This is a genomic window from Cyclobacterium sp. 1_MG-2023, assembly GCF_030546805.1.
GTDB lineage: Bacteria > Bacteroidota > Bacteroidia > Cytophagales > Cyclobacteriaceae > Cyclobacterium.
Genome location: NZ_JAUOPC010000014.1, coordinates 145,137 through 159,238, shown reverse-complemented (window position 1 = coordinate 159,238; position 14,102 = coordinate 145,137). Strand labels below are relative to the sequence as shown.

Genomic DNA, 14,102 nt, shown 5'->3' with positions numbered 1-14,102 from the left:
ATTAGCTTTACATGATTTTCATTTTACCCTTATAAAGAGTAAAAGATTAAATCCAATTACAATATAAAGACTATCTTAAAAAGATAAAAAATAATTTCTTTCCTATTGATTTCACAGTTTTAAAGGTGGAATAGGGGGATTTGGCTTGGTTGCAAGTTTGTATACCTTTTAGGAAAGATTTGGGGATAAAGGAAAAGGATCAAATGCAGGTTGAGCAGGAAACCAAGTCTTTACTTTTTATGGGGTATAAGTATCATTATTTCTTTTTATAAAAGTGAAACATTAAACCAAAAATAGAAACTTATGAAATTTTTCAGATTACTTTATCTATCAATTTTGTGCCTAATGCTTTATGCTTGCAATGACAAAGTGCAGCAATCTAATTTTACTACTGATATTTGTATTTTAGGAGGCAGTGAAGCGGGCTTTACTGCAGCTATTCAGGCTGCTAGGCTGGGGAAAAAAGTGGTGCTTATTGAACCTACAGGGCATCCCGGAGGAATGGTAGTTGAAGGACTCGGAAAAGACATGCGTTTTGGTAATACAATTGTAATTGGGGGGATTGCCCGGGAATTTTATGAAGCCGTTGGTGATCATTACGGCCGAAAAGCCGATTTCAATAACCCAAAATGGTATTCAAAATATGAACCTTCAGTTGCTGAAGCAATAATAGAGCAGATGTTGAAGGAGGAAAAAAACATAACCATCATAAGAAATACCCGGATAAAGGAAAAAAACGGTGTAGGAAAAAAAGGAAACAGAATAGAAAAGGTAATGCTTGAAAATGGTTCAGAAATAATGGCCAAAGTATTTGTAGATGCATCGATTGAAGGGCACTTGCTGCATTTTGCCGACATTAACACTGAAACAATTCGTGAGGGGAATGAAAAATACGGGGAGAATCTAAATGGAATTCAGGAAGTAAATACTTTCAAGCAGTTTCAAGTGGAGGTTGACCCTTATGTAATCGAAGGAGATGCAAAAAGCGGACTTATTCCTACCATTCAACCCGGGGAATTGGGGAATCATGGAGATCCCAGTCATTATATTCAGGGTTTTTGCTTCAGAATGTGCCTTACAAAGGAAGAAGATAACCGTATTCCAATTGATAAACCTGAGGATTACGATCCGGAACGGTATGAAATCTACCGGAGGTACTTAAAAGAAGGAGGTAGGCTGTTCAAACCGGAAGCCAATAGACATAATGGTAAAACAGACATCGGTAGTTGGCACGATCTATCGGCAAATCTTTATGGAGAAAATTGGGAATACCCTGAAGGGAATTACCAAAAACAGGACAGTATTATCAAATATCATCGGTCTTTTACTTTAGGCTTGTTGTGGTTTTTGCAGAACGATGAAAGTGTGGATAGTCTTACGAGGGCAAATTGGAAAGGCTGGGGCTTGCCAAAAGATGAATTCACTGACAATGGCAATTGGCCACGTCGCCTGTATATACGAAGTGGAAGACGAATGGTGTCTGATTATGTCATTACTGAACACAATACCGATATTAAGGTTAAAGATACGGTTTCAGACCCGATTGCCATTGCATGGTGGCCGCCAGATGTGCACCACGCCAGGAGAATTGTAAAAGATGGCAAAGCTTATAATGAAGGATTCACCCATGTCGAAAATGATGGAACTTGGAAACCTTTTAAAATCTCGTTTCAAGCCACAGTGCCAAAGAAAGATGAATGTACTAATGTATTGACCCCTACCTGTCTTTCATCAAGCTATGTAGGCTATGGTAGCATCCGGATTGTGCCTACCTTTATGGTGCTTGGCCAAAGTATTGGGGCAGCAGCAGCTATTGCTGCTAGTGAAAGTGTAGATGTTCAGGATATACCTTATTCGGAATTGGAAAAGGTCATGCTGAGTCAGAATCAATTGCTTGCTCTTCCGGATGATTGGTTGGAAATAATTACAAAAAACAATTAAACCCGAAATATGCAATAGACAATCTATTACGTGCTGAAATCGCTTCAAAATCAGCCACTTCGTTGCTGTTTTCAATTTCACCATAGCGGTGCTATGCTAAAATATCAAAACAGCCTGATTTTCTTGCGATTGCAACACTCATCACGAATCCTATTACATAATCCGGGTTAAACCAAAAAAGCCTCTGAAATAATTCCAGAGGCTTTTTCTGCTATTTTTGATTGATTTACTACCTACGCATGTAATAGAAATGACCATCTTCGGCTCCTGCCAGAACATCCCAAGTACCATTTTTATCCCAATCAACAAAGGTAGGGCTGGTGGTATGTCCGGCCAAAATCTTGTCAGAAAGTGGACCTTTGTGATTGAACACTACCTTTTCCGGGCTTTCGCTTACGTTCTCAAATAGGGAAATATTAACACTGTTGATCAATAGATCCAGGTCTCCATCGTTGTCCCAGTCCATAAAGCTGATTTTCCTTCGGCCACTGCTACCGGCATCCGCTGTATTAAGTCTTAAGACTCCCGGATTTGGGTCTTCCACTTTGTCTTTATTTGTAAAGGTAGAAGCATTTTCTCCGTAAAAGATACGTTTGCCGGCTTTAAGAGTGGGCTCTCCATTATTACCTTGCCCTTCAAAGAAAGCAAGGTAACCTTCATGATCCAACATTACCAGATCCATTACCCCATCTTTGTTCCAGTCGATGGCATAAGGAGTTGTCCTCCATTGGGTAACCAACTCATTTGCCTCAGGTTTCCACCAATTCCATGCCGGGTGTGGAGGGGTTTGGCCTGCCCAATCTATTTTCACCGGTTGAGGTGCTAATAATCCGTTCCCTGTGTTTTTGATCCATTCTACTTTTCCCCAAATGGAGTTAAAGATTATGTCCTTATGGTTGTCCCCGTCCCAGTCGGCAACGGTCAAGGTGGTATAGCCCCACTTGGCTTCGGCTGGCCCTTGAATGGATCCATTGTCTCCTGCCTGAATTCTTATTGGCTCACCATCGATTTCCAATAGTTTTGGTTCAGCCCATTTGGGTTTCGCTGCCCCATCCAAATTTTCAATAAAGGCAAAATGGCCTGCAGAGTTTCCTGCAATGATGTCTTCATCTCCATCATTGTCCCAGTCTACGCTTACAGGGGTTACCAAGGCACCAAATTTAAGATTGTCGGCTTGTTGCCTGAAATATTTTGGGGAATCAAAAATAGGAAGTCCATTTTTTATTTCTCCGGTATTTTTTACCAAAGCGACACGCCCATCTTCATCACCTACGACCAAATCAACATGACCATCTTTGTCCCAGTCCAAGGCTACCGGAATGATCATTTCTAGGTTCATGGTAATTATACCTTCATTATTTTCTAAAAATTGACCTTCTTTATAAACAGGTTTTTCTCTGGTGCCAATATTTTCAAAATAAGTCATCTTATCCAAAAACTCCCCACAGATAAGGTCAAGGTCACCATCTCCATCAAAATCAGCAAAATTAGGTGAAGGAGCGCCATATACATTTATTTCTATCCCTCCGGCATGAATTCTTCCACGGTTTTCATAGTCACCATCTTTGTTCTCTAACAGGTATACATAGCCAAAAAGTGGGCCATTGATCCATACACCTTCTTCATTGTAGGCATCATCCCAGCCGTAAGATGACCAATCATCCATTCCGACAATGATGTCTAAGTCTCCATCTCCTTCATAATCAATCATTTTCCACTGATTGAACCTAGGTTTTTTACCCAGTTCTTTGGTCAATTCCTCAATTGGGAATAGGTCTTTAGGGGTGGAGGCCAAGTCCGTTTTGAAGTTCATTAACTCAGCACCGGGTGTCAATACCTTAACACCTTGGTCTGTATGGGAAATTTGTACTTTGGAAATAGCATCCCCTATTCTGACGGGAGGGGCGAAGTCCGGGAAGTCTTCACCGCTGGTGTTTTCAAAAAAGTACAAACCATTGAATGGTTTGTCCGGGCAGGACACAAGCATGTCCATGTCTCCATCACCATCATAATCCATAGGTAATGGCCAAGCCCATAGGCCTACACCTAAAAATGAACTAGCTCCGGGATTATTGTATTTTACAATCTCGAAGTCAGCTGCTTCTTTTACTTCGTTTTCGACAGTTTTGGGACCTGCACAAGCCAGAACTAAGGCAAACATGGCCAAAAGCAAAGGGCTTTTATTAAGGGTATGCTTTAATTTCTTCATTTGAATAAGTTGGGGTTTATGTTTCATGCTTTTTATTATTGATTTCACTTTCACGAGCCATAGATTGACTAAAAAATACCAATGGCAGGAATAGCTTTTTCCATCTAGTAAAATCCAATCTGCTTAAAACTGCAGGGAAGGGTAAAACAGTTTTATACTGTTTTACCCAATTATTGGGAAAGTGGCCATTCGGTATTATAATCTTTCGTAAATCCCTTAAGCGATCTCTCATTAAATATCTTAAATAATATTGAATTCCCACAATGCTATTATAGGACCGGTTAAGAATTTCAATAGGCAGTAGACTTAATTTATCACCCTGCCCATTCCAGTAAATTAGCTGTAGTTATGATCTGTGAGATCCATTAAGCAGTCAAATTCTGAATAAAAAATCCTGTTATTTTTATTTGGAATTAATCCAAATAGATGTACATTCGCATTATTAATTTTAATAATAATTAATCTAAATAAATGCAAAAGATCCTGCTTTCGGCTTTTTTATTGTTCAGTTTATTGTCCTGCGCTTCGGGCGAAAAGAAATCTATTGAGCTTACCGAAGAAAATATCCCTCAAAGGATTATTACTGCGGGAGGAACCATTACTGAAATAGTATACACACTTGGATTTGGTGATAAAATTATCGCCACCGACCGAACCTCTACCTATCCCAAGAAAATGCAGGCACTCCCTAGCATTGGTTATAGAAATCAAATCAAGTCGGAAGGAATATTGTCACTGTCTCCTGATATGGTTTTGGTTGAGGAAGGGTACCTCTCGGAGGATGTAGTCAGCCAACTGAAGTTGATGGACTTAAAGGTTCATTTTTTCAATAAGCCGACCAACCCTGAAGAAACCAAAGTATTGGTGATGAAATTGGCCAAGCTTTTTGAGGTGCCGGATAAGGGGGAACAGATAAATGAAGACATAAGGAAAGATTTAAATTCATTAAAGGATTACTTGCTGGAAGAGGATAAGGAGGATAGCCTTACTGCAGCTTTTGTTATGGCAAGGGGGCCTGAGACCTTATTTGTGGCAGGAGAAAACACCTTTGCCGAAGAAATATTCAATTTGGCCGGAATAAAGATGGCAGCTCGGGGCTTTGAAGATTTTATTCCTTTGACACCAGAGTCACTGGTAAGCATGTCTCCCGATTATCTTGTGTTATTTGATTCAGGGCTAGAAAGTATGGGAGGCTTGGATGGACTTGCCGCTGTGAATGGAGTAAAGGAAACGAAAGCTTATGAAGAAAAGCAGGTGTTGAGTTTTGATGGCCATTATTTGTCAGGTATGGGGCCTAGAGTAGGGCAGGTGGCACTTGAACTGGCTAAAGAAGTAAGGAAAAAATGATGGCTTCAGGGATGGTGAATAGCAAAAAGCGCTTGAATTACTGGGTGCTGCTGTCCTTAACCGGGATCCTTTGCCTGGTATTGCTTATTTCCCTAACCAAAGGAGCCTATTCGCTTGAATTAATGGAGGTCCTTGCCATTTTAACAAGGTCTTTGGGCTTGGATTTAGCTGGCTTTGAAAGTAGGTCTGCCGGTGTATTGTTACAAATTAGGTTGCCGCGAATATTACTGGCTGTGCTGGTTGGAGGCGGGTTAGGAATCGCCGGAGCGGCTTTGCAGGGTTTGTTTAGGAATCCGCTTGTAGAACCCGGGTTAATTGGAGTGAGTAGTGGTAGTGCTTTGTTTGCAGTCATATTTCTAGTGCTGCTACCCGGCATTGCCGATAACTTTCCTTTACTAGCTGATTTTGGGTTGCCCATGTTTGCTTTCCTAGGTGGTTTATTGCATGTTTTGGCGGTTTATTACTTGGGAACCGGGAATGGTGGTGGAAATACAGCCACCATAATTTTGGCAGGTGTGGCGATCAACGCCATGGCGGGAGCTTTGATTGGTCTTACCTTATTCTATGCAGATGATGCTGCTTTGAGGAGTTTCACTTTTTGGAGTTTGGGCGATTTAAGTGGAGCATCATGGGGCAAGCTTCCCATAGCGGCTATTTTCATTTGTATCCCCTCCCTTTTATTAATTCGTGGGGCTAAAAATTTGAATGCCATGGCTTTGGGTGAGAAAGAGGCCTTTTATATGGGGGTAAATGTAAAACGAACAAAAGTGATATTGCTAGTGGCCACGGCTTTGATTGTTGGTGTTGCGGTATCCTTGTCCGGAATGATAGGGTTTGTAGGATTGATTGTACCCCATCTTATGCGGATAAGTTTCGGTGCGGATCATAAATTGGTTTTGCTGGGATCCTTTTTATTGGGAGCAATTTTATTGAATTTCTCCGATCTATTGGCCAGAACTATTGCCATTCCTGCCGAAATGCCGATTGGTGTGATTACCTCTTTATTGGGAGCACCTTTCTTTATGGGTTTGATTTATAATTTAAAAAAATAACTTCAGTATGCTATCTGCTTCAAACATTCAATTTCGGACCAAAAAGCGGACAATTCTTGATGCGACCGATCTTACGGTTCATCCGGGTGAAATCATGGCTATATTAGGACCGAATGGCGCAGGTAAAACAACGCTCTTTAAACTCCTTTCAGGAGATTCTAACGCTTCTTTGGGGGTAGTAAAATACAATGGTAGAAATATTGCCGGATTAACGGCCAGTCAATTGGCAGCGGTGCGGGCAGTTATGCCACAACATTCTACAGTAAATTTTCCCTTTACCGTTCGGGAAGTAGTGGAGTTGGGACTTATCTCCAACAAAGTTAAAGATCCCGAAAAAGTATTGGATGAAGTTATGGCCTTGGCACAGATCGATCATTTGCAAGGGCAGCATTATGATCAGCTGTCGGGTGGTGAAAAGCAAAGGGTTCAACTCTCAAGAGTATTGGTGCAGATATGGGAAATGAAGCCTTTCCCAAGGTATGCATTGCTGGACGAGCCTACCTCCAGCCTGGACATTGCACAGCAACATGCCATGCTTGAGGTTTTGACTCAATTAAAAAGAAGGAATATTGGTGTGCTTGTCATTTTGCATGACCTAAATCTGGCCGCACAGTATGCAGACAAAATCCTACTATTGAAAGCCGGGAAAATGTGTTACTGTGGACCAATAAAGGCTGGTTTGAATGAATGTTTGCTTGAAACGGTATTCGATCATCCCATTCAGCTAATGCATTGCGTTGGTACTGATCAGTTGATTGTACACTGTTCCAATAAATCTAAAATGTATCCATCAACCCGACTGGTTCAATAATTAGAAGTTGGATTTTTGGAAATTAATTAAACGCTTAAATAAAATAATAAAATGGAAACCATATCCAGCACTTTGAATACGCTAAAGGCATCTTGGGAATCATTGAAAACTCAAAATCCAAAACTTAGGATTAGGGATGCAGCCAAGCAGTTAAATGCTTCAGAAGCGGAGTTAATCGCCACCGGAATTGGACAAAATGTGGTCCGATTATCTGAAGATTTTATCGATCAAGTTAAAAAATTCCCTAAGCTGGGAAAGGTTATGGCCCTTACCAGGAGTGAAGGCTGCGTGTTGGAACACAAAGGAAGGTTTCAAAAAATAGAAATTCATGGAGCAGGCCCCCACCAAATTGCAACAGTAATCGGTCCCATTGAGCAAAGGGTGTTTTTTAGCGCATGGAAATATGGTTTTGCTGTGCGGAATGAAAGCCCTAGGGGACCTTTATTTAGTTTACAGTATTTTGATGGACAAGGGGATGCAATAATGAAAGTCTACATTCAAGAAGAATCCGATGAAGCTTTTGCCAATCAGTTGATTGAAGAACATATGCACCCTGATCAGTCTGCAGCCCCGAGACCGGTTTCTTATGAGGTACCGGAATATACACGTAGAGAAGATTTGGATTTTGAAGGCTTTACTTCAGACTGGGAAAACATGAAAGACACCCATGATTTCTTTGGCATGCTTCGAAAGTACAAGTTGAATCGCATGAATGCGGTGGAATGGATAGGAGAGAAGTGGGCTTATCCTGTAGATAAATTATCTGCCAGAAAAGTTGTGAATTTTGCTGCTGAATCGGAGCTTCCGATCATGATTTTTGCCGGAAATAGGGGGAATATCCAAATTCATCAGGGCAAGGTGAAGCAAATAAAGCAGTTGGGTGATTGGCTCAATGTAATGGATCCTGATTTCAATATGCACCTCAATGAGCAGGTGATCGACAAAGCTTTTGTTGTCCATAAAAATACAACAGATGGACTTGTTTCTGCCTTAGAAATATTTGATCAAAAAGGGGAGATGGTTGGCCAAATTTTTGGTTTGAGGAAACCCGGAATGCCGCAAGATCCGGCTTGGAAAAGCCTAATAGATGGCTTGAGTTAAGAATTCAGCAGGGAATACATTTCCCTGCTAAAAAATTTTAAACACATGATTAGAATTAATCTAATTAAACTTAATATGATGGTTTTATTTCTTCTCTACCCTTTATTAGGACATGGGTTGGATGGAGAAAAAATCATTGTAGACAATAAGGGAATGCCCTTGCCCCAGGCGCTGGTGCAAGTGGACAAATACCCACCCATAGTTGCCGGTCCTTCGGGGGAAGTTCATATGGCACAGCTAAATTCCGGCGATTCTGTATTGGTTTTTGCCCTCGGGCACGAGTCCAAGCATTTAAGTTGGGACGAGTGGGAGAATGCTGAAGTGATTGTATTGAAAGAGAAGGAAGGGGAACTGAATGAGGTCGTGGTTTCAGCCACTCGTACGGACCGCACCATAGAGGATTTACCCATGCCGTTAACTGTGATTGGTAACAAGGCAATTCAAGAGACCGGAGCTGTTCGGCTTTCAGAAGTATTGAGTGAGCAAACAGGCTTACAAATTGTTTCCAATCATGGGACGGGCTTGCAAATGCAGGGGCTCGACACAGATTATATCCTTATTTTACTGGATGGGGAGCCTTTAATTGGCAGGACGGCGGGTACATTTGATTTGAATCGTATTTCTGTATCCAATATTGAAAAGATTGAGATTTTAAAGGGTCCGGCCAGTGCCATCTACGGCAGCGAAGCCATGGCCGGTGTGGTGAACATTATTACCAAATCCGGAGGTCAGGGGAAGAAAATAGATCTTGGCTTGAGACAGCGAAGCTTGAATACATGGAATCCTTACCTGGACTTTGGCTTAAGGAAAAAAAACTGGAACATAGATGTGCTCTATGATTATTATAAGACAGACGGTTATGACCTAAGTCCTGAGATGACGGGGTATACTCAAAATCCCTACAGCTCACACAGTGGGCAAGTAAAGGTAGGTGCCAAATTGGGTAAAGGCTTGAGCTTTAATTTATTCTTGCGTGGATATACCGAAGAAGCTTCAGGTGTCTTGGAAGTATTAGAAAATTCAGGGACAGAAATATTAGATGTAACTGACCAACGCGATGAAATCAATATCAATCCTACACTAAGGTACAAGCCCAATAACGCATGGTTATTTACCCTTAGGAATATGAGTTCTGTATTTACTACCAATTCAGTATCCAAGTACCATGAAGAAGGATCTGTATTTGATATTCAGGATTTTCGACAATTCTATCAGCGAACAGAGCTGCAGACCGATTACCAATTTGACAAGAAGCAATTGATAAGTCTTGGTTTGGGTTTTTCGGGCGAGTCTGTGGAAGCCACCCGATACAATGACAAAAACCATTTTGACGCAACTTACTTTTATTTTCAACATCAATGGGATCCTACTGATAAGGTAAACATTGTAACCGGTGCAAGGGGAGACTTTCACAGCGTCTATGGAAATCGGCTGAGCCCAAAACTCTCCGGTCAATATCGGTTTTCGGATAAATTTAGCTGGCAAGTATCCATTGGTTCAGGCTTTAAAGCACCGGATTTCAGGCAGCTGCTTCTAAACTTCAACAATGCTTCTGCCGGATATTATGTGTTTGGGGCAAAATTGGCAGAAGGTGGATTGGAAGACCTTGAAGCCAAAGGATTGGTTGCACAGCGATTAATTCAACCGGAGAATTTGGGAGAATTACAAGCCGAACATTCTTGGGCAATTAACACCGGTGTTCGGTGGAAACCAGTAACCTCCTTGCTAATCAAAGGGAATTTATTTAGAAACGATTTGCAGAACATGATTGAAACGGCACCCATTGCCCAGCTGGTCTCGGGACAAAATGCCTTTTCTTACTTTAATATCAGCAGAGTGGTCACCCAAGGTTTGGATTTAGATGTCGGCTTTAAGTACAACGATAACTTTAGCGTCAGTGCCGGTTATGCTTTTTTGGACACCCGGGATTTGGATGTAATGGATCAGATTGCGCAGGGTAATATGTATAAGAAAGATGCCAATAACCAAACCATTCGCCTAATCAAGGCAGACTATGGGGGACTATTTAACAGGAGCAAGCACAGTGGAAACCTGAAGGTTAACTACTTGGAAAACCGCACAGGTATTAATTGGGCTTTACGACTGATATACAGGGGACAATTCGGGTTTTCAGATTTGAATGGCAACCTGATTTTGGATGATGAGGCAGAGTATGCTCCCGGCTGGTATACCATAAACCTGACCTCAACAAAAAGCTTCAGCAATGGAATTTCCCTAGAAGCAGGTGTGAATAATCTGCTGGACAAAACCAGTATTACTCAGCCCAATATGCCGGGAAGACTTCTCTTTGTAGGGATCAAATTACCACTATTAAATTTATAAACTATAACACCATACATCAAATGAAAAATTTATCAATGTTTATGTTTTTTAGCTTAGCTATATTCGGATTAATGGCTTGCGATTCTGAATCAAAAGAGGAGCCTCAATTGCCTTTGGTGGCAGAAATGGTAGAAGACCTTTCAGCTCCCAATGATGTAATCGACAGAAGTACGGGGCAAGTTTTAGAGGAGAAGCCTTTTCAGTACTTCAGTTTATCAGAAAACAGAGTGATGACTGAGGACGAGAGTTGGGATGTGGCCTTTAAAGGCACTACTATCCGAACCAATGCGGCCAAAAATGTTAGTGCAGCATTGGTTGATGGAATTTTTCAGGAAATTAATGAAATACCTGAAACCGCAACATTTGCCATGGATACCGAAACGGCCCTGGCAATTCCCACGGGTAGTGGTAACGGCTGGTACAGCTATAACCCAACCACCCATGCCATAAAGCCTATTCCCGGTAAGGTGATTTTATTAAAGACCAGCTCCGGTAATTATGCGAAGGTGGAAATTTTAAGCTATTATAAAGGAAATCCTTCTGATGAAGAACTAGATCCGCTCACAGCTGAAGGTGCAACTTATACCTTTCAATATGTGCTTCAGCCGAATGGGACAACCATATTCGAATAAACCCGAAATATGCAATAGACTTTCTATTACTGAAATCGTTTAAGAATCAGCGACGTCGTTACTGTTTGTAGATTTCACCATAACGATGCGATGCTAAGATCTCCAAAAAGTCTGATTTTCCTACGAATGAACCCTCTCTAAGAAAGCTCAGGAAATCCTGTTGCACAATCCGGAATAAATATTATTTGTTTGCTTCAGTTTTTGAGTCCTTGTTGATATCTCTGATATTTGGCAAGGACTTTTTTACTTCTTCCAACTCATCGTTGATTTTTTTTAAGCGATCAAGAAAGTTTTCGTAATAGTTAACCTTTAGTTTTTTATTTTGAAGGATGCGATTTAAATTTTTCATAGAATAGGTATGTTCTTTTTAGGTAGTTATTTTAATTTTTCATCTTCTAACTCATAGCAAGTGGTTGTTTTTTGTAACCCATATCGAGTACCATTCTGCACTTCAAAATTTCTATACAAACTGCCATTTTGCCGCCAGGCTTGTTGTAAGCCTTCTTGTTTGTCATCCTTGTAATGATAAGTGTAGGCCAAGGATCCATCGGCATACCAACTTTTTTGTTCCCCTTCCTTTTTATCATTGTAATAATTGTACTCAAATTTTAAACTCCCAGTTTCTTCCCAGTAACCCAATTGCTTGCCTATGGAAAGGTTATTTCTATACCTGCGGGTTTCAAAAAGCTCCCCACTGGGATAATAGCTGCTATAACTACCATGCAACATTCCTTGATAAACCGAACTATAGGTGACAATATTGAAACCGATTTGTTTTTTGTGAACAATTCCTGAATACTTTTCACCTGATAAATAATAGTATCCGTTTTTGTAGGTAAGGCCTGGGGCATTAAAATCAATGGTGTCCCTTGGGATTCCGGAAGTGTCAATCTCATAATTAAGCTCCCCATCAAAGGATAGCTCTTCTCCTGTATTCTTACATGCAATTACCCCGATGCAGCATAGCATCACCAATATAGTTTTGATAATATCAGAAGAATAATTGCCCATAATTTATTGAGTAAAGGTGCCTTTGGTTCCGTGATAGGCGCCGGATTTAATAACATACAGACCGGAAGTTGAATAAGCTTCATTGCTGATATGGTAATGATAAATGCTTTCAGAAAAATCTGAAGTGGTACCGATATGCCCTCCATTCTCGTCCAGATCGTTAGGATAAGTTCCGTCCATGTCTTTTCGGCCATATACGGGGAACCCATCTCTTAAAAAGCCGATTAGATTGTCATCATTAACAGTAAGGTGAGCTACTTCGCTATGGTAGTGATAATCCTCTCTTGGCCCGGGATGCCCTCCGGAGGCATCAAAGGTACTCCAAGCGTTTTCCTGCAAAACGCCACCCCCTTCATAATCATTGTAAATGGGCACACCATTTATAGCCATTCCAACCGGCCCTAAGGATGTTTCTTCCTTGAATTTACTTTCATTGGGATAAATAGGGATGGTCATTTTATAATTAAATGAAGTCATGGTTTCATTCCTGTTTGCATGGTTGGTTCCGGGAAATTCCTCATACATTTCATGACCTCTACCCCAGTAAGGTGTTTTGTGATCAGGTAAGCCTGTGCTACTAATGGTAATATTTTCTTCGCCAACCTGTACACTAACCTCCTGAGTATAATTGTTTTTATAATTGGCCTGAACTACTTCTGCAATGGAAATATTTCCGGGGGTCACCGGCACCCTTTCTTTTTTGCAGGAAACGATGCCAATCAATACAAATAGGTACAACACTTTTCTCATGTTACTATTGACGTAATTTGGTCTTAAATCCTTCGGGAAATTTTTGATGTTTTTCTAGATCATTTAACTTTTTATCTTTTTATTAAGATTTAGAAGGAAAGTGATCGTTAAAAATTGAGTCAAAAATTCCCTAGCAGTGGGAAAATAAATGGCTGCGGACTGAGAAAAAGTATAATACCCAATGGAACCTTTTATAAAACATATACTGTATGATTATTCCTATTTTACATTATTTGGACTTTCCTTTGGTTATTTTTTGCTCTTGTACTTTGGTTTAGCTCCCCTGTTTTTGGCGGTTTGCCGGCTTTTGGAATCCCGCAATTTGCTGGCTAAAATAAGTCCTGAAAAAATTTCCTACCTGCAGGTTGCCTTTGAAATCAAACATTCTTTTAGGTCAATTATCGTCTTCGGCCTTTCGATTTTACCCATTGTCTTCTTGATACGAAATGGGGTAATAAGTTTACTGCCCAATACCTGGTATACAGTAATGGGAGGAATCATTGTATTAGTTTTGTGGAATGAGCTGCACTTTTATCTAGTACACCGATTAATGCATCGGAGATTTATGATGAAGCATGTGCATTATATTCACCATAAATCTTTTACCCCAACGGTATATTCTGTATATAGCTTTCACTGGTTTGAAGCTTTTCTACTGAGCACAGTGCCATTGACAATTATGCCATTCATACCCCTCTCCATTTTGGCAGTGTTTACCTTTCCCTTGGTGAGTATACTCCTGAATTTTGCCGGACATTGCAATTATAGATTTGGCGATGGAATAGGAAAAGGGTGGAGGCACTTTGGCACCTATCACAATGAACATCATGGCAAGGGTAGGAAGAACTATGGTTTTGCACTTAACTTTCTGGACAGGATATTTGCCGGACAAAAGAGATAAGAAA

The 14,102-nt window shown here is 40.6% G+C and carries 12 protein-coding genes; 8 read left to right on the top strand and 4 right to left on the bottom strand.

Annotated elements, in window-relative coordinates; genetic code table 11:
• Positions 1–303 precede the first annotated feature (303 nt).
• A complete protein-coding gene (locus Q4534_RS20040; RefSeq protein ID WP_303614934.1) occupies positions 304–1,941 on the top strand; it encodes an FAD-dependent oxidoreductase in 1,638 nt (545 codons plus the stop codon).
• Between the two features lie 229 nt (positions 1,942–2,170).
• Here the strand turns inward: Q4534_RS20040 and Q4534_RS20035 are convergent, their stop codons facing one another.
• Entirely contained in the window at positions 2,171–4,177 is a 2,007-nt protein-coding gene (locus Q4534_RS20035) for a VCBS repeat-containing protein (RefSeq protein WP_303614933.1), read from the bottom strand.
• A 444-nt stretch (positions 4,178–4,621) separates the two neighbouring features.
• On the opposite strand from Q4534_RS20035, the gene Q4534_RS20030 reads away from it, so the two are divergent.
• Genes Q4534_RS20030 through Q4534_RS20005 form a run of 6 tightly spaced genes read left to right on the top strand, consistent with a single transcriptional unit; the run spans position 4,622 to position 11,436 of the window.
• On the top strand, positions 4,622–5,497 hold the full coding sequence (locus tag Q4534_RS20030; protein WP_303614932.1) for a hemin ABC transporter substrate-binding protein: 876 nt from the start codon (positions 4,622–4,624) through the stop codon (positions 5,495–5,497).
• The gene (locus Q4534_RS20025) at positions 5,494–6,549 is read left to right on the top strand and encodes an iron ABC transporter permease (RefSeq protein ID WP_303614931.1); all 1,056 of its coding nucleotides are present in this window, start codon (positions 5,494–5,496) and stop codon (positions 6,547–6,549) included. Before Q4534_RS20030 ends, Q4534_RS20025 begins: the two co-directional genes overlap by 4 nt.
• Positions 6,550–6,556: 7 nt before the next feature.
• Positions 6,557–7,360, top strand: a complete 804-nt coding sequence (locus Q4534_RS20020; protein ID WP_303614930.1) for a heme ABC transporter ATP-binding protein — start codon at positions 6,557–6,559, stop codon at positions 7,358–7,360.
• 51 nt (positions 7,361–7,411) lie between these two features.
• Positions 7,412–8,461, top strand: coding sequence for a hemin-degrading factor (locus tag Q4534_RS20015; protein WP_303614929.1), 1,050 nt, complete (start codon positions 7,412–7,414; stop codon positions 8,459–8,461).
• Between the two features lie 45 nt (positions 8,462–8,506).
• On the top strand, positions 8,507–10,804 hold the full coding sequence (locus Q4534_RS20010) for a TonB-dependent siderophore receptor (protein WP_303614928.1): 2,298 nt from the start codon (positions 8,507–8,509) through the stop codon (positions 10,802–10,804).
• A 20-nt stretch (positions 10,805–10,824) separates the two neighbouring features.
• Positions 10,825–11,436 carry an HmuY family protein gene (locus Q4534_RS20005; protein ID WP_303614927.1) on the top strand — a complete coding sequence of 204 codons (612 nt, stop codon included), beginning with the start codon at positions 10,825–10,827 and terminating at the stop codon, positions 11,434–11,436.
• 181 nt (positions 11,437–11,617) lie between these two features.
• Here the strand turns inward: Q4534_RS20005 and Q4534_RS20000 are convergent, their stop codons facing one another.
• From Q4534_RS20000 to Q4534_RS19990, 3 genes are read right to left on the bottom strand one after another with little or no spacing between them, the layout of a single operon-like run.
• A complete protein-coding gene (locus Q4534_RS20000; RefSeq protein WP_303614926.1) occupies positions 11,618–11,785 on the bottom strand; it encodes a hypothetical protein in 168 nt (55 codons plus the stop codon).
• A gap of 26 nt (positions 11,786–11,811) precedes the next feature.
• Entirely contained in the window at positions 11,812–12,447 is a 636-nt protein-coding gene (locus Q4534_RS19995; protein WP_303614925.1) for a toxin-antitoxin system YwqK family antitoxin, read from the bottom strand.
• 3 nt (positions 12,448–12,450) lie between these two features.
• A complete protein-coding gene (locus Q4534_RS19990; protein WP_303614924.1) occupies positions 12,451–13,197 on the bottom strand; it encodes a YHYH protein in 747 nt (248 codons plus the stop codon).
• Between the two features lie 181 nt (positions 13,198–13,378).
• On the opposite strand from Q4534_RS19990, the gene Q4534_RS19985 reads away from it, so the two are divergent.
• Positions 13,379–14,098 (top strand): sterol desaturase family protein, encoded by a 720-nt coding sequence (locus Q4534_RS19985; RefSeq protein ID WP_303614923.1) that lies wholly within the window; start codon positions 13,379–13,381, stop codon positions 14,096–14,098.
• Positions 14,099–14,102: the final 4 nt, after the last annotated feature.